We start from the raw sequence: 16,781 nt of genomic DNA, 5'->3' as shown, positions 1-16,781 counted from the left end.
TAATTTAATTGTGGAGTTTCTATCAAATGATAATCAACTTTATAGACAGAATGGGCGATTGGAATCCGCAATTGTTACGTGAACTGAAGGGTCGCCTAAAAGTTTTTCCTGCTGCTATAGCAGTTGTAACATCTTTACTTGTTCAGCTTGTCGTTTTCCTGTATCAATTGCGAGAACTTCCTGGCGAAAAACACTCTCTGTACGGAACATACTGCAAACTGGGTTTAAATTTTGAGCAGGCAAGAATCAAACTTGAAAAAGAACTGTCAATACAATATCAACAACTGCAAGAACAATTCCGTCACTATAGCAGTTCTAGTGACTTCGACCAGGTAAAGCTTGAGCAAATTAAATCACAAATAGCCGATGTACGTGAGAGACAAAATCATATCTATCCAACCTTAAACAATCAATTTTGCCCGTTAGACCAAATCGATATGCAAATGTGGTGGCGTGACCACTGGGAATCCATATTCCTCACGTTAAGTGTGATTTTTATTTTCACGTTGTTAGTTGCTGGCACTTATTTGCTCATCAATAATTTAGCAACCGAAGAACGGCGCGGCACACTGAATTTTCTTCGTCTCAGCCCTCAGCCAGAAACCAGTATTTTGATTGGTAAAATGCTGGGAGTTCCCATCTTAATTTATCTGGTAATTCTGACAGCATTACCTTTACATTTTTACGCCGGATATACTGCCAACATTGCCATAAGTTACATTTTGAGCTTCTGGGCTGTCCTAGCTGGTTGCTGCATTTTATTCTACAGTGTCGCACTACTGTTTGGTTTATCTTGCCGTTGGTTCAGCGGTTTTCAACCTTGGTTGGGTAGTGGTGCAGTTCTATTATTCTTAATGATCACGGTAGGTCTGGCATCCTCAAGTGGATACAACCTTGTAACTGCTTGGTTGAGAATGTTCAGTCCCTTTGACATGACGAATTATCTTTTTCCCAACTTGTTGCATGTATACAATGGTTCACCGCTAAACAAATTGCAGTTTTTTAATTTCCAACTTGGTAAAAGTGTTGTCGGTCTTGTTAGCTTTCATCTGTTGCATTATGGCTTATGGACTTACTGGACTTGGCAAGCACTGAAGCGTTGCTTCCGCAACCCAAATGCTACTATTCTAAGCAAACGTCAAAGTTACTTTTTGGTAACTTGCTTGCAAATAATTAACCTAGGATTTTACGTGGTTTATCCAATGAACACTAGGTTACTCGGATATGATATTCAATATTATTTTCAATGGCTATATCCCTTGAATTTGTTCTTGCTTCTTGGTTTAATGGCAATTCTCTCTCCTCACCGCCAAACTATACAAGATTGGGCAAGGTATCGACACCAAAATGTTTCTAGTAGCAATTTTGGGAAAAAGTCTTTGTTGAAAGATTTAATTTGGGGTGAAAAAAGCCCAGCAATTTTGGCAATAGCAATCAATCTTGTCATCACTGCCACTCCCTTAGTTATTTTGATTTTACTTTGGCATGAAACTTTGGATGATGGTCTTGTTGATTCAATTGATAGAATTAAGGCTCTTTCGGGTGTGGCTTTGTTCATGATTTTGATAATGATTTACGCCACCCTTGCTCAACTTATGCTGTTAATGAAAACTCCCAAGCGTAGTTTCTGGACTTTTGGCACCCTAGCCGCAGCAATCTTCCTGCCACTGATGATTCTACAAATACTGGGCATCAGTGCATACAAAACTCATATTTTGTGGCTGTTTTCAAGTTTTCTTTGGATGGGTGTACCAGAGGCATCAATGACAACAATTTTTATGACTTTCGTTGGTGAGTTGAGCATCATAGCATTGTTAACCTTCCAATTGACACGTCAAGTTAAATTAGTAGGGGAGTCTGCCACAAAAGCATTGTTAGCGGGACGATAGGCAATAGGTTTTGGATGCTGAAATAGCAACAAATCTGTTTAGGGTTTAGGGTGCGTCACTCCTATCGCTAAGTGCTAATTGTGGAGACTTTTCCTATGAAATTTAATTTGATGGACCGATTGGGTAACTGGAATCCTCAGCGTATTCGGCCTATTTATTTATCTTTACATAGTTTGGTTTTTTCTTACTCACCTACTTATTTAAGGGAAAGATGTTTCCTTTTTGTGAGTTCCCCTTCCGAAAGGCGTAAACCAGCAACATTTTGGCAGGAAAAGGTTTCTCTGCCTCCACATCGGCGACAGATAAGTTCTATAATTTGCTCTGCTGAGTTGCCAAGGAACCACTGACACAAGCAGCCATCATCTTGAGGAGTCATAGACAAGGGAATGAAACCCTTTTTTTGCCACGACGTTGCTGCTATTCGTATATCGTCAACGCAAAGGGCAACGTGATGGACGGCGTTGACACCGCGCTTGTTCAATAAGATATCAAGTTTATCGTTCGGTGCGTGAGGTGCAACCAGCACTAAGATGACGCTTGAAGGCATTAAAACTGCGAGGAAATACATCGAGATGTCTTCAGGCAATCCATCAAGGTTGTCGCAAAAGTCATCAGGCCATAGTCCCGGTCCTTCGGTAATTTGGGCACCATATTTGACTAAAGCATCAGCGTACTTTGTCAGGGTTTCTGTCTCAGGAAACAGTAGCACAAAGTGGTCTACGATAACTGACTCGCCAAACAGTTTTATAGAAGAGGATGAGTTGAGAATTTCCGGAGTCTTGCACTTTTCCTTGTACAAGAGAAGTCCGTTAGTTTCGATAAAAGGTGACTCACTGGTAGTCAAGGTTTCGTTTGAGTTGTCACCTGTTGTAGAAGCTAAATATTGATTTTTCATATGGTTCTCCTTGCGAACCAAACTGACCTACCCACATAAAAACTTCCATCTCTCCCAGAAACAGTCACACTCAGGAATGACACACTTGAAAACACAACCTGAATGAACGTTCAGGAAATGACTTTATAGGCAGGTTTTGACTCAAGCCAATCCAGAGAGCTTTTAAACAAAATTCTGAGGAGGCTATAATCTAATTATAGCCGATGTATAATTTTACAAAATTTTAATCATTGGAATGGGAAAAAATTCGGTTGCTAAATTGCACTTAAATTGATATAGAGATAAAACCATGATTGTCCGCCAGCAACCCGACTAGCTCGACTGAATAACCAGGAAAAGGATGTAGAGACATTGCACTGCAACGTCTCTACATCCTCTGTGAGAGCACTTTCAACAGACGATGGATCTCTTCAGGAGTGTTGTAGTGTACAAGCCCAATCCGCAGGAATCCCCCGCTTGACTCAACTCCTAATTTTTCGCTAAGACCAAGTGCATAAAAGTTGCCGTTCCAAGAGAAGATACCCTGCTCACCCAAAGCTTTGGCAACAGCGTGAGGTGTTTGCCCAGCAACTCGGACGGCAACGGTTGGTGTCCGCCAGTCAAAGCGATTTGGATCGGTGATACCATATAAAGTTAACGTGGAAATCTGCAACAGTCCTGTGACTAAGCTTTGACACAAATCTCTTTCGTATTGCTTTATTGCTATCATCGCTGCTAATAGGGCTTCTCGGCGGTTCTTCACACCTGGCAAAACTTGGCGACCAATTTTAGCTAGGTAGTTGATTGTCGCTACTAATCCAGCCAGCCCCTCGTAGTTCTGGGTTCCAGTTTCCCAACGTGATGGAACTTCGTCTGGGGCTGGGTGCACTTTGTATGGGCGCAGCCGAGCAAGATGCTCACGCTTTGCATACAGTACCCCAACATGGGGTCCAAAGAATTTATAAGCGGAGCAAGCAAGAAAGTCGCACTCAAGCACACGCACGTCAATTGGAGCATGAGCGACGTAGTGAACCGCATCAACAAAAACCATCGCCCCAACAGCATGAGCTAATTTCACAATGGTTGCAACGTCGTTAATTGTGCCTACAGCATTGGATGCATAACCCACCGCCACTAATCGCGTCCGCTCATTTATCTGCTGCTGGAGATGGTTCATGTCTAGCGTGCAGTCTTCTACGTTGATATCAACCTCACGAATGACAACACCGCGTTCGCAAAGTGCATACCAAGGTGAAACGTTGGCATAATGGTCTAGCTTGGTAACGATAATTTCATCACCAGGTTGGAGTTCGCGAGCGATCGCTCGACTCAAAGTATAGGTGAGCGTGGTCATGTTGGCACCAAAAACCACTTCGTCAGAATTACACCCCAATAAATCAGCTATGGCTGCACGCGCTGAAGTTATGAGCGCATCTGTCCGCTCACTTGTGGCAAAAGCCCCATGAGCATTGGCGTTTGACCTTACTAAGTATTCGGCGATCGCATCTATCACGCTACTTGATGCCTGAGTACCACCAGGTCCATCAAAAAAAATCACAGGTTGACCATTGATTTCTTGTGAAAGTGCAGGAAACTGATTGCGTATCCACCCCAAATCAAGGTCAACCATAAAAAACTCCTTTATTTTTGATAGTACTTTACACTTCAGTGATGTCAAGGTCTGGATATTGCATTTAGTTTTTTACTGATTTGTTGACGGAATCAACCCCGGACAAGTTAACACGAAGACATCCCTCACCCCGCTCTCTGAGGACATTGCATTGATAGCATCCGTAAAATGGAAAAATTCTTTGTCGCTAAATACTAACAGTTCACCAGGGTTGAGAATTTTGTTAAAAACAGGGCTGTCATTTTTAGATTTATATAGATGACTTTCTCCCCCTGCAATCCTTTCTCTATTCACAGAGAATATCCCAACCAAGTCTACTCCATCTCTATGGATTCCTTCAGGGGCTGGTTTACCTATTTGCCATGCAGAAGCAGTGATTCTAATTTGATGAACTGCAATTTCTTTGTAGGTCGAGCAGAGTTTACAAAACTCGAAAAATTCTAGAATAATTCTCTGAAAGTCTTGCATTTTTATCAGTTCATCATCTAGTTCTGGGTACTCTCTGACGACATCACCCAGTAAAGAATTATATTGTTTAGCTTGATAGAAAGGACGATGTGGCAACTTGACTATGCCTTCGTCAGAGATTTTAAAATGAGATAGTCGCCGGAAACGATAGTTACCTGCCAAATATGGATCTACAGGAAGGTTAATAAAGTAAGGCTTCAGCTTATCTACATCCACAGAAGATATGCTTTCTAAAGCGTAGCTGGTAAGACAATTAAAGTCTTTTTTTCTTAGTTCCAACATTTTATTATTCTCCTGAGGTTGACCTAATTTAGCTATATTGATATGCAGAAAAATCTGGGTTAGCAACATGGTCAAACCCAATGTTAAAAATCAGTAAAAAAAATAACAATCCTACTGCCACTACTGCAAATATCTTTGAGCTATGGACAGTTTTTGCGCTACAGCTAGACTCTTCAAAATGCCAATCTTAATTAGACAAATTAAAAGTTTGTGAATTTTTGAAACCTGATCATTTTTAGATTGATTTAACCTAGTTACTCGTTGTTTTTTTTAGATTTGCGTGAAGTAACCAAAGAAAGAACTCAGGACTCAGGACTCAGTAGTCAGAATAATAAAAGGATGCAAACCCCGTGTATTCATTTATGCAGAAGAGAAAAATTCTTTCCTGTCTTTCCTTGCTTAAATAAGCGCGGATTTCATCCGAGGGGATATTCTGCGTTCTGTGTTCTGCGTTCTTCTTCATTTAACACCTTATGCTTCAATTATAAGCAAGGGAAAAATGACCTGCAATATTGAGATAAATATTGTATTAATACAGTACCTACGCCGTCATAAAGTGCCGGAAGCGCTTATGTCTGGTAATCTCATCAAAATCTATATCAGTTGCAGCCTCTTCTCTATAACTAGGATTAATTTCAACTGCTCGTTGCAAATTTTCTAGGGCTAACTCGACTTGTCTTTGCAGTGCATAACAGGCGGCTTTGTTATAATAAGCACTGGCGTAGTCTGGCTTCATTTCCAACGCTTTGTCGAAACTCTCGATCGCTTCGTCATCGCGTCCTAAACTAACTAAGGCGTAACCTCGGTTATTCCAAGCTTTGTAGGAGTCTGGCTTTAATTTAATGGCTTTGTCAAAACAAGCGATCGCGTCTTCGTATCGTTCCAACTCTTGCAAAGCAAGACCCCGGTTTAACCATGCAACCGCATCATCAGGCTTAACTTGCGTCGCTTTCTTAAAAGAAGCAAAGGCTTCCTTGTGTCTTTGCAAATATCCCAGTGCTACACCCCGGTCAACCCAGGCTTGATGGTAATCTGGCTTGATTTTCAAAGCTTGTTCGTAGGAGGCGATCGCCTCTTTGTACTGTTTCAACCTTCCTAAAGCTATACCTCGGTTTAACCAGACAACAGCTTCTTTTGGCTGAACTGTCACTGCTTGGTTGTAAGCAGCAAGTGCATCTTCATAGCGCTTTTGGGAGAAGAGAACATCTCCCTGTTTGAGATAATCATCAACTTTCGACTCCTCCTGAGTCTCTGTCTGTTCTGTTACCTCTGGTTGCTTCGGCTGCTCCTGTATTTTTTCCTCAACTTTAGGAGTGGTAGACTCTAGGATAGAGGGAGGAGTCACTACCGATTGCTGAAGGACGAGATTTTTTCTTTGTTGAGCATCCTTCTGCAATTCAGAAACTTGAGAGCCAAACTCTGACTCTAATTTTCTGAGCTTTTCAAGGATAAGAACCTTTTTTTGTTGAGCATTTAACTGTAATTGCGAGAATTGGGATGCTAACTCGTCCCCGGATTTCTCTAAATTCTCTATAATTAACTTTTTTCGTTGTTCAACATCCGCCTGTAATTTAGACAGCAGAAATTCAAAGTCTGAACGCAATCGCTCTAAACTTTCAAAAATCTTGTGTTTTTGCTGCTCAGTATCGGATTGCAATCCCGATAACTCATATCTCAATTGAGACTCTAATTCTACTATATTTTCATTTGTGACATTCTTTTGTTGTTGAACCCCATCCTGCAATTTTGACAATTGTGAGGTAAATTCTGAACGCAATTGTTCTAAACTTTCAAAAATCTTGTGTTTTTGCTGCTCAGTCTCTGACTGTAATCCGAAAATTTGCGATGTAAATTCCGAACTGGATTTTTCTAAATTCTCAAAGGCAACATCCTTTTGTTGTTGAACTCCATCCTGCAATTTTGACAATTGTGAGGTAAATTCTGAACGCAATTGTTCTAAACTCTCAAGAATGGAGTTCTTTTGCTGCTCAGTCTCTGACTGTAATCCAGAAATTTGCGATGTAAATTCCGAACTAGATTTTTCTAAATTCTCAAAGGCAACATCCTTTTGTTGTTGAACCCCATTTTGCAATTCGGATACTTGTGATGTAAATTCTGAACGCAATTGCTTCAAACTTTCAAAAAACTTGTCTTTTTGCTGCTCAGTCTCAAACTGTAATCCCGACAGATGGCTTGCAAACTCCGAACTTGATGTTTCTAAATTTTCGAGGGCGATATCCTTTTGTTTTTGAACACCTACTTGTACTTCCGACAGTTGCAATGCAAGTTCGGTTTCTATTTTACCTAAATTCTCAATAGTTGTATTTCTTTGTTGTTGAGTTTGCAATTGTAACTCCGAAACTTGAGAGGTAAATTCATACTCCAGAGTTTTTACCTCTTGTTTAGAGTTCTTTATTGCTGTTTCTAATTCTGCTAAAAGTTGCTCTTTTGACTGAGATATTTCAAATGGAAGTCTAGATAAACTTTCTTGCTCTATTTTGATTTTTTGTTGAAGTTCCTCTACTTCCTTTTCTAATCCATAACTGATATTTCTAGTTTCTTGGATAAGCTTTTGTGCTTCTTGCTTAACAGAGGCTAGCTGTTTTTCTAAGTCTTCTAGTCCGTATAGCCGTTCCATTGCTTTATCAACTATTTCACGGATGGCAACCCGTCGCAGGAGCAATAAAGCAGCAATGACTGTGACTGGAACTAGAGTCAGTATGGCTAGCCAAACGTTGAGCAAAATGGTTGTACGAAGAAAGGTGCGATGTTCTTCTGTCAGTCGCGGTAGTTCTGCCCGGTTTTGGGTGGAAAGTACCGGAGGCTGTGATGAAGGAGAAGGTGTTCTTTGGGCACTCGCAATACCAACGGACAGTAGGACGGGTGAAAAGACTAGAGCGCTTCTCAACAATAAGGCGAAGATGATTTGATTCTTGCTGTTCATAAAGATTCTCTATCCGTTGGTCAGTTTTTGAAGCAGCACGTATACCTCCAATCTAGCAGTCTTGATGAGATAGTTGAATTACATTTGTTGAGGAAAGGAAGCAAGAGTGCTTATTAGAACTCTTGCAAAAGTCAATTTTTTGAAAATAAACCACAGATGGACACAGATGAACACCGATATTTATCTGTGTTCATCTGTGTCCATCTGTGGTTAAAAAATTCATAAATCGTACTTTTTGCAAGAAGTCTATTGTTACAGCGTCAACAGAAAGGGCTACGCCAACGGCTGGGATGCAAAGAGTGACGCCTTCTAGCCGTGGGAGAATGTCAATCAGCTAAAAGTACTTCACTTACTGCCCTTCGAGGTGTTGGTTTTACTTCAGGACCAAAACCAAGGCGCAGCAAGACTTGAGAATAACCGCCTTTATTGAGAAGGGTTCGGAGTTTAGGACGCAGTTGTGCCACTTGTATGGGTTGATTTAAGAACGATGCGGAAACACCTACCGCCTGTCCAAGCAGCAGAACTCTCTCCAAAGCCTGTCCAGCAGTAAACCAGCTAGCGGGAGTGTCTTCATTGGTTCCTAAAACGGCAAGAATAGGAGACCCAACAGCCAATTCCCAGTCTTTTGCCGCCTGTCCTCTACCAAGGTCGAAAGTACGTGTGACATGGGCAGGAATTGGGGTGCAAAAGTCCAGCAGTTGATTTACAGTTTGGGCATAAGCAGGCATACCATCATGGGTGACGCTACGATTAGAGTGAATCCATGCAGCTAGTTCGCGACGAAAATGAGGGTTTGCCATTTGAATGCGATCGCCCTCTGCAATTAATTGAGTCACCGCGTTGCGAAGGTCTTCGCCTTCAATGATCTCAAGCCAAGCACCTTCCTCAACTGCTGACTTCCGCATAATAGAAAGCAGTGTTTCTGGAATTTCCCAATTTTGAAATTGTAACCTATTGGTGTGTCGCCTAGCAATTGTCGCGAACAGCAGATATTCCTCTTCAGTTTCCTCTCTAGGATTACCTAACCAGACATGAGCCAGCAAATCTGGATCGTCAGGGTTAGGAAAAGTTTTTACAGCATCAGTGTAGCCAAAGTGCCGAATCGCTAACCGTAAATTAAACAGTGCTGCACCGCAACTCATGGTTAACTCCCGGTCTTGGGGGTCTGTGACAGGCAAAGCACGGGTTCTGTCAGCATAAAGTTCGATAGTTTCGTGAGCGATTCTAAACAGCCAAGGCTGAGTATTGTGTCCCGATGGAGCCAGGATTGCATAGTTCAATAAAAATTCCAGTTGCTCAGAAGGACTACCTAATTTGGGAAAGTCAGTTTCTGAAATGTTCCACGAGTTGAAAGAGTGGGACGTTAACGTTTTTGACATAAATCTCAATATATTAATAAATATTTTTATTTCGAAATAAAATTTTACCAAAAAATTCATAATTCCTAATTACTGGCTCAATTACAAATTATGATTTTTTATTTTAAAAAAATGCATTAATAATTTTTTTTATTTTTGATTCATTATACTTCAGTTGAAAACAAGGCAGATCTGCTGAGAACAGAGGAGCCATTGCATCCAACGCCTGATCACATAAGTAACCATCCAGCATACATACTTACTAAATTATTGCTCTGGATATCTTCAGTGTTGCCCAATGCAGACGACAAAATCCTTGAAAGTGTTAGAAATGCCATAAAGTTTTATTAATTAAGCCTCCCAGTGTATGAAGACGAGATATGAGGAGGAGGGGGATTAGGAAAGGACGGAAAACTCGTCATTCCTAGACTCCTCACTCTGAGTCTCTTCCCAGTTTTCTAAGTTCTGTTATACCGACAGAATTTGAGGAAGTTGTGAGGGGAGTCAGAAGAAGTTACCTGAACTTTAAGAAAACTTTCCCGAACCAACCTGTAGCGGCAATCATCAGGTAACGGGAGAAACTACTAAACAACCATCCTACCATTTGTGCATAAGTTAAAAGCAATCGCACCTATTAAGAATCAGAAGGCAAGCAAAGCAAGCTGAACCTTCAAGACCAACGATTTTTTTGAAAAACTAGGAGTCAAACATATGTCCACATACGAACCCAATTACTATCCCACCCCTTGTGAATTCACAATTCCTATCAAATTGAATATCCCCATTGAAATCGAGCCAAAACTAATTGTGAAAGCACCCGGAACTGTTAAGCAGAAAGTCCCTGTATACCTGGAACCAGATATTTATATCGAACCAGAAGTACAAGCAAAACCCGCTGAGTGTCGTATCTTAAAAAATGGGCACAAAGAATATTCTCAAGAGCAACCAGTGGTACAACAATCGTAACCAAGATAAGTAATTTTTGAATGCCAGTATTTATCTTAGTTGCTGATTATTGGTCAAGAGGAGCTAGTTCTGGGAAGCCTTTAACTCCTGTCAATTGGGTGTTGGGCTTCCCGCCCCATTTTTTGTTTTTTGTCCCAGTTTTTTTACCAAGAAACTTTAGCATTTATTGAAACTTATGTCTGTTCTACCCGAGCCACTATACCCTTCGCAAAAGCGCAAAGTTCAGATTATGTTAAAAGTTCCTATCGACATTGAGCTAGATGTGTTGGGAATACCTCCCACAAACTCACACCAAATCGAGGGTCAAGAATTGTTGAAATTGATAGAGGATTCTAGGTCTGCGATAGTGATTAGTGGGGTGAATCAAGCCGAACTTTGTAGTAGCAATGTCGAGATTTCATCAAACCAACTCGTAGGTCAGCTTGAGCAAGTTCAGGTTGTTTCCACAGCCCACATCCAAGATAAACAAGACACGCCAGGACATCATCAAGAAGGCATAATAGCAGAGTGTCAACTTATAGATTCCTTGGCTCAAATTCAAGATGAGCAAGACAACTCAGGAAATTATCAAGAAGATACAATAATAGAGTTTTACCACATAAATTCCTTGTTAGTTGAGCAAGGTTTTGCAACAATCCAACCACTTCCACCAGTTTTCAAGAAAAAACTCACCAAACGGGTATTTGACTCACTCAACGATGGTTTAACTCTTGCTGTTAACACTGTAGGAACAATCTTGTTTCTAGGCAAACTTGCTAACTACAGTTGGGAGTAATGCAACACCCAATCCGAAAATCTCAAAATTGCTACAAAATTGCTAAATATTAGCCCTGGCATTACACCTGGGCTAATCTTATATCTATATACAGCGCTTCTCATCTGAATGAAGTACTAATTTATCTGTGTCCATCTGTACGGCAGTTTGCACACTCGGGGGAACCCCCCTCCGGGTATGCCTGCGGCACGCCTGACGGCGTTGGCGTAGCCTGTCCGCAGGACTTACACCAGTCGCCTGGGTCGGGAAACCCTCCTGCATAGCGCTGGTTCAGCGCAACGCACACAAGAGTCCATCTGTGGTTCATTATTTCTTTGTGTACCTCACCCAATTGCAAACCGCTGTATCTATACATTACATTGTCGTGTTTATTAAGCAGCCAGGAAGCCCAACACCCAATTGAGAGGAGTCAGCTTGCTTTGCTTGCCTTCTAATTCTTGATAGGTGCGATTGCATTTAACTTATGCACAAATGGGACGATGCTTGTTTAGCTTGCTCTGAGTTTCGGGCGTTAAATTGAAAAAAAGCTTGTGAAGAACATTTTCAGGATTTTAGCGTCTTAAATTGCTGATATAGTATCTGGCGAAAGCGATATCGCGGCTTGTCAAATACAGACGCCCCTTCGTTAGGGTTGTCTAATTGCCTGCGAATTGATTCTCTGGCTCATAGTGCAAGTCCTACTAAAGAGGACTAAAAGCCTTATACATCAATAGTTTTCCTGGGTTAAAACCAACTAAAACTATTAGCCCTGTCATTGGTTACAGGGCGAATGAGGAGCCAAATGAAACAACCCTACGCAAAGGGCGCATCCGCAGGTTCTATTTGTCTAGTCGCGAAGCAAAAGTCGCGTCTGTAATTTAAGAAAAATGCTCTAAAAGCTGACTTGGGAGTTGAACGGATCTTGTTAAGAATGAAGCGATCGCTATCTATACTGACTTTTTGCTCTACTTTTCTCTCTTTTCTCGCACCATACGCTGCGATCGCAGCACCACCCAGAACACCAGACAAAACAGTTAATTGTGAGGTCCTCGTTGTGGGTGGAGGACTTTCTGGTGTCGCCACGGCTTATGAAGCATTACTTGCGGGGCAAACGGTTTGCTTTACCGAAATTACCGATTGGCTGGGAGGACAAATTTCGTCTCAGGGAACCTCCGCACTTGATGAACGACCAACCCAGCGTCGCAAACTATACTACTCTCGTGGTTATTTGGAATTGCGAAACCGCATTGAGCGCAAATACCGAGGGAACCTCAACCCTGGTGACTGCTGGGTTAGTGACTCGTGCTTTCTTCCTCGCGATGGTCATGAAATCTTGACTTCGATGCTCAAAGATGCTGCAAAAAAGGGGAAAGGAAAGTTGCAATGGTTCCCAAACACGGTGATTAAGGAGTTGGAATATAGTAGCGACGGGAAACTCATTAATAGTGCGATCGCAATCCAACATCAACCAGTCAAGGGCGCACCACCCATCAACACTTTTCCTTTATCTCAAACCATCGAAGACGCTTATACCTACCAAAACTCTTCTCGGTTTACCAAAAATATTATCCGCTTCAGCTCAAGGCAAACCAAAGGCAAAGCTGGCAGTAATGCCCCGAAGTGGTATGTTGTGGACACTTCGGAAACCGGGGAAATTATCGCCCTCGCTGATGTCCCTTACCGATTGGGTATTGATGCCCGTTCTTACTTAGAACCTTCTTCCTCTAGTCCTCAAAACGACCCCTTTTGTACTCAAGGGTTTACCTACACCTTTGCAATGGAGGCTACCAATCAACCGCAACCCCAAACAATGCCTCCATTCTATCCACAGTATGAGCCATATTACAGCTATGAATTGAAGCGATTGGCTAGTTTTCCCTTGGTTTTCACCTATCGTCGCATTTGGAGTCCCCAAGAGGGGCAACCAATGGAATTTGGTGGTGTCAAGTTTACAGCCCCCACGCCAAGGGACATCTCGATGCAAAACTGGACTTGGGGCAATGATTACCGTCCCGGAACCTCTGCCGATAACCTCATTTACAATCGCCAACAGTTACAATCCACTGGGCAATTGAAACCTGGGGGTTGGATGGGCGGACTCCGGAGGGAAGCGTTAAGAAAAGCTGAGGAAATCTCCCTGGGTTACTATTACTGGCTAGCAGCTGGCAATACAGATTCCCAATTGGGGGATGGTGTAAAGCAGCCGCAACCAAATAACCGCTTGTTATCAGGGTTAGATTCGCCGATGGGGACAGTGCATGGCTTATCGAAACACCCGTATATGCGGGAAGGACGACGTATTATTGGACGCCCAAGCTGGGGACAACCCCAAGGCTTTTCGATTTGGGAAATTGATATCTCTCGTCGCAACTACGATGACGAGTATTATCGCAAAACGCTACCGCAAGATATGTATCGCCGCCTAAAAGCTGCATTGGGAGGTTTAGAAGCTGCATCGGTACTTTCAGGTCAGAAAAGTCCGGATAATGTCATGCGGCGGACTCGTTCTACAATCTTCCCCGATGCTATAGGTATAGGTCATTATGCCATAGACTTCCATCCTTGCATGACCAACAGCCCTCCGGAAGCGCCTGGAAATACAGAACGTGCAGGCGAAAGACGTGGTGCTGGGCAAGCTTATCCCTTCCAAATCGCACTGAGGGCGATGATTCCTCAAAAAATCGACAATTTGCTTGTGGGTGGTAAAAGCATTGCAACCAGTCACATTGCCGCAGCAGCATACAGAGTACACTCCTTTGAATGGTCTGCTGGTGCAGCGGCTGGAACGACAGCGGCTTTTGCCTTAAAAAACAGCATCGCACCTTACCAACTGGTAGACGAATTGCCTAAACCAGAACCGCAACTACAAGCCCTGAAACAGTTGTTAGAGAAAAATGGCAACCCCACCGCCTTCCCTGATACCTCGATTTTTAACCAAAATTGGGATGATTGGAAATAATTAGTCAAAAGTCAATAGTCATTAGTTTTGACTCTTGACTCTTGACTCTTGACTTTTGACTCTTGACTCTTGACTCTTGACTCTTGACTCTTGACTATGGACTAAACTAGTTAACTGTAGTTTAGTTTGGTTAAGCTTTTTGGCTAAGTGTTTTATGGTTCCCAGACTTTCAGCTGCTGTTTACGGGATGACAACAACACCAACTATAGCTCCTGAACGGTCTAGTCAAGCGACCCGTAAGCCATATCCCAATTATAAAGTGATTGTATTGAATGACGATTTCAATACTTTCCAGCACGTTCACGATTGTTTGGTAAAGTATATTCCGGGTATGACTAGCGATCGCGCTTGGGAACTCACCAACCAAGTGCATTACGAAGGTCAAGCAATTGTCTGGATCGGTCCCCAAGAATCGGCTGAACTGTATCACCAGCAGCTGTGTCGAGCCGGTTTGACGATGGCTCCTCTTGAAGCAGCATAATAGTATTAAAAATAAAATATAATGACAAAACCCACTGAGGGCAGGCTTGTTTGGAATCACTCGACCCATATTAGTGGTCTTATCCCAGTCCTAGAACGTCTCATACGACAGGATGGGATTCAAACCGTGACACCAGGTCAGATTGGGCGGGTGAAAGGTCACTGTCCTCATTTACAATTGCGGATCTCTGTACCAATTCGGGGTGGCTTTAAGGTCATCGCACGCCAGGGTAGAACAGTGCAAGAGGTGTTTATCCTGACAATTTTAGACCAGAATCTACTGGAAGAGGCGATCGCAATCGCCATGAAAAAGTGATTACATTGTGTGAAAGAACTCAGAATTCAGCCAGCAATTAGGTCAACTATTGCATCTATTCTCTACAGTGTCATTTACACTGTCGGTATCAATCTATTCTAATTTCTGGGTTCTAAATTCTGAATTCTTCTCAGTCTTAACTAATGACTACTCCTCTACATGACGTACTGCAAATTTGTGTAGTGGTAGACTGACGACGCAAGAAAATGTTAAAAAATATGACAGTGCAGCAGTTATCTTTAAACTCATCATTATAGTTTCCCAGTCGGGTAAAACTATTTTTTGGATAGCAAAAGCAACACAGTAAACTAGCCAGTAAGAAAAACTCATCCTAAACAGAATTCGCTCTGTTTCTTCCGCTTCGTCCTTTTGCTGGTTGCGCTCCCAAAGTAACAGTAGACCAGCAATACAAGCTATGAAGGAAAGAAGCACAAAAAAATCGTGACAAATGAACTTTAATGAATCCATTCGCTTATATCCCAAAAGCTTTTTATTTCTATAGGAGATCAGTCTAAAGGAATAATCTTTTGGAAAAAGCAAATAGTTACAAACTGAAATAGATTACTCCCAAATTTGTAAAAAAGTGCAAAGAAGTTATAAGTTCATTGTTAATGAGTAGTGGTTGGTGGGTAGGGCTTTTTGACAACTATCGACTCTCAACCACCAACCATCAACGACCCACTATCAACCCTGAGCTTCACAAGCACCAATACTCACCCAGGTACTTGAACCATCAGCCCAATGTTCTTTTTTCCAAATGGGGGCGTTGTGTTTGAGAGTATCAATCGCATAACGACAAGCTTCAAACGCTTCGGAACGATGGGGACAACCCACCGCGACTAAAACGCTGATTTCACCAACTTGCAAGCGCCCAACCCGATGATAAATGACCACGCGATTCACAATAGACCATTGTTGCCGAATATTAGCGGCAATTTGATAAAACACCCGCATTGCCATAGGTTCGTAAGCTTGATATTCTAGGGCAATCACAGGTTTACCATCGGTTTGGTTGCGAACCATCCCACTCATAACCACAACTGCGCCATTTGCTGGGTCATCCGCTTTGGTATAAACTTCTTCAACAGACAGTGGCGCAAAGCTAATGGCGAAGCTATCTTCGGCTTTCGGTTTAATGGCAGAGGCAACTGAAGCGACCAGACCCAAGTTCATCTTAATTATTTCTATCCCTCATAGGGATTTATACACGTACCGCGTCTATATTCTACATTAATTTACCAACCAGTCTGTTAACAACCTTTCTCTATTCTCCCCTACTGGATTGATGCAAAATTGTTACGCTTTGCAAACACACTTTTTCAGCTTTTCTCTAAGGAATTCCTTGCTTAAGTCTTAAAAAAACAATACCAACAGCTAGGTAAATCTAAGATTTTTTATGTAAATTTACTTGTATCAGCAAAAAAAATGTCATCCTCCTTTAGACATATTACTATAGTAAAGTGACAAAATTATCTGAGGACTCATCTAGAGAATCCGATAGTGACTTAGTTGAGCTACCAAGTGCAGCAAGCACTAATTTGACCAAGAGGCAAGTTCCCGGTTAGAGCTACCAGTTGGAAATAACCTGATGCGCGTACATATTGCACTGTCTTGAAAAATAGCTTGAGAGGAAACCTCGCAACGCTTTTTTCGTTAAGGCAGTGTTGACGAACCTCACGAATAAATGTGCAAATTACATACGTAACAGCTTAGTCTGAGTAACGACCTCTTAATTGTTAGAACTTAAAAATGTATATGGCACTTGTACACAGACTGAGAGTAGACAGTGAGATCAAGCAGCCACCTTGAAACTTTCCTTGTTGAAGAATCTGGAGAACCGTGCATCACATCAGGGCAAGCG

At 42.0% G+C, this 16,781-nt stretch carries 15 protein-coding genes; 6 read left to right on the top strand and 9 right to left on the bottom strand.

Going from position 1 to position 16,781, the window contains the following annotated elements; all coding sequences use genetic code 11:
* The first annotated feature begins 26 nt into the window (after positions 1–26).
* The gene (locus MAS10914_RS0102445; protein WP_026082288.1) at positions 27–1,889 is read left to right on the top strand and encodes an ABC transporter permease subunit; all 1,863 of its coding nucleotides are present in this window, start codon (positions 27–29) and stop codon (positions 1,887–1,889) included.
* A gap of 196 nt (positions 1,890–2,085) precedes the next feature.
* Here the strand turns inward: MAS10914_RS0102445 and MAS10914_RS29415 are convergent, their stop codons facing one another.
* From MAS10914_RS29415 to MAS10914_RS0102420, 5 genes are all read right to left on the bottom strand, one after another.
* A complete protein-coding gene (locus MAS10914_RS29415; RefSeq protein ID WP_017314309.1) occupies positions 2,086–2,784 on the bottom strand; it encodes a VOC family protein in 699 nt (232 codons plus the stop codon).
* A 367-nt stretch (positions 2,785–3,151) separates the two neighbouring features.
* A complete protein-coding gene (locus MAS10914_RS0102435; RefSeq protein ID WP_017314308.1) occupies positions 3,152–4,393 on the bottom strand; it encodes a cysteine desulfurase-like protein in 1,242 nt (413 codons plus the stop codon).
* Positions 4,394–4,465: 72 nt separating this feature from the next.
* Positions 4,466–5,143: a 2OG-Fe dioxygenase family protein gene (locus tag MAS10914_RS0102430; protein ID WP_026082287.1), complete on the bottom strand. Its 678-nt coding sequence runs from the start codon at positions 5,141–5,143 to the stop codon at positions 4,466–4,468.
* A gap of 541 nt (positions 5,144–5,684) precedes the next feature.
* Positions 5,685–8,087 (bottom strand): tetratricopeptide repeat protein, encoded by a 2,403-nt coding sequence (locus MAS10914_RS0102425; protein ID WP_017314306.1) that lies wholly within the window; start codon positions 8,085–8,087, stop codon positions 5,685–5,687.
* A 326-nt stretch (positions 8,088–8,413) separates the two neighbouring features.
* A complete protein-coding gene (locus MAS10914_RS0102420) occupies positions 8,414–9,466 on the bottom strand; it encodes an Acg family FMN-binding oxidoreductase (protein WP_017314305.1) in 1,053 nt (350 codons plus the stop codon).
* Positions 9,467–10,156: 690 nt separating this feature from the next.
* Between MAS10914_RS0102420 and MAS10914_RS29410 the strand changes: the two genes are divergently transcribed.
* Together MAS10914_RS29410 and MAS10914_RS0102400 are read left to right on the top strand one after the other, a co-directional pair.
* A complete protein-coding gene (locus tag MAS10914_RS29410; protein ID WP_017314303.1) occupies positions 10,157–10,411 on the top strand; it encodes a hypothetical protein in 255 nt (84 codons plus the stop codon).
* A gap of 229 nt (positions 10,412–10,640) precedes the next feature.
* Positions 10,641–11,186, top strand: a complete 546-nt coding sequence (locus tag MAS10914_RS0102400; RefSeq protein WP_156818077.1) for a hypothetical protein — start codon at positions 10,641–10,643, stop codon at positions 11,184–11,186.
* Positions 11,187–11,307: 121 nt separating this feature from the next.
* On the opposite strand, the gene MAS10914_RS33850 is transcribed toward MAS10914_RS0102400, so the two are convergent.
* Positions 11,308–11,541, bottom strand: a complete 234-nt coding sequence (locus MAS10914_RS33850) for a hypothetical protein (protein ID WP_198014953.1) — start codon at positions 11,539–11,541, stop codon at positions 11,308–11,310.
* A gap of 437 nt (positions 11,542–11,978) precedes the next feature.
* Complete coding sequence (locus MAS10914_RS35265; protein WP_232224288.1) at positions 11,979–12,194, bottom strand: hypothetical protein; 216 nt, start codon at positions 12,192–12,194, stop codon at positions 11,979–11,981.
* Between MAS10914_RS35265 and MAS10914_RS0102395 the strand changes: the two genes are divergently transcribed.
* From MAS10914_RS0102395 to MAS10914_RS0102385, 3 genes are all read left to right on the top strand, one after another.
* On the top strand, positions 12,097–14,124 hold the full coding sequence (locus tag MAS10914_RS0102395; RefSeq protein WP_017314300.1) for an FAD-dependent oxidoreductase: 2,028 nt from the start codon (positions 12,097–12,099) through the stop codon (positions 14,122–14,124). The genes MAS10914_RS35265 and MAS10914_RS0102395 overlap by 98 nt on opposite strands.
* 154 nt (positions 14,125–14,278) lie before the next feature.
* The gene (gene clpS, locus MAS10914_RS0102390; protein WP_017314299.1) at positions 14,279–14,605 is read left to right on the top strand and encodes an ATP-dependent Clp protease adapter ClpS; all 327 of its coding nucleotides are present in this window, start codon (positions 14,279–14,281) and stop codon (positions 14,603–14,605) included.
* Positions 14,606–14,626: 21 nt separating this feature from the next.
* Entirely contained in the window at positions 14,627–14,920 is a 294-nt protein-coding gene (locus MAS10914_RS0102385) for a DUF2103 domain-containing protein (protein ID WP_017314298.1), read from the top strand.
* Between the two features lie 147 nt (positions 14,921–15,067).
* On the opposite strand, the gene MAS10914_RS0102380 is transcribed toward MAS10914_RS0102385, so the two are convergent.
* Both MAS10914_RS0102380 and MAS10914_RS0102375 read right to left on the bottom strand, forming a co-directional pair.
* The gene (locus MAS10914_RS0102380; RefSeq protein WP_017314297.1) at positions 15,068–15,388 is read right to left on the bottom strand and encodes a hypothetical protein; all 321 of its coding nucleotides are present in this window, start codon (positions 15,386–15,388) and stop codon (positions 15,068–15,070) included.
* A 216-nt stretch (positions 15,389–15,604) separates the two neighbouring features.
* Positions 15,605–16,093 carry a molybdenum cofactor biosynthesis protein MoaE gene (locus tag MAS10914_RS0102375; protein WP_017314296.1) on the bottom strand — a complete coding sequence of 163 codons (489 nt, stop codon included), beginning with the start codon at positions 16,091–16,093 and terminating at the stop codon, positions 15,605–15,607.
* Positions 16,094–16,781 lie beyond the last annotated feature (688 nt).

Source organism: Mastigocladopsis repens PCC 10914 (assembly GCF_000315565.1).
Classification (GTDB): domain Bacteria; phylum Cyanobacteriota; class Cyanobacteriia; order Cyanobacteriales; family Nostocaceae; genus Mastigocladopsis; species Mastigocladopsis repens.
The sequence above is the reverse complement of the archived record's forward strand: the minus strand, read 5'-3'. Positions and strand labels throughout refer to the sequence as shown.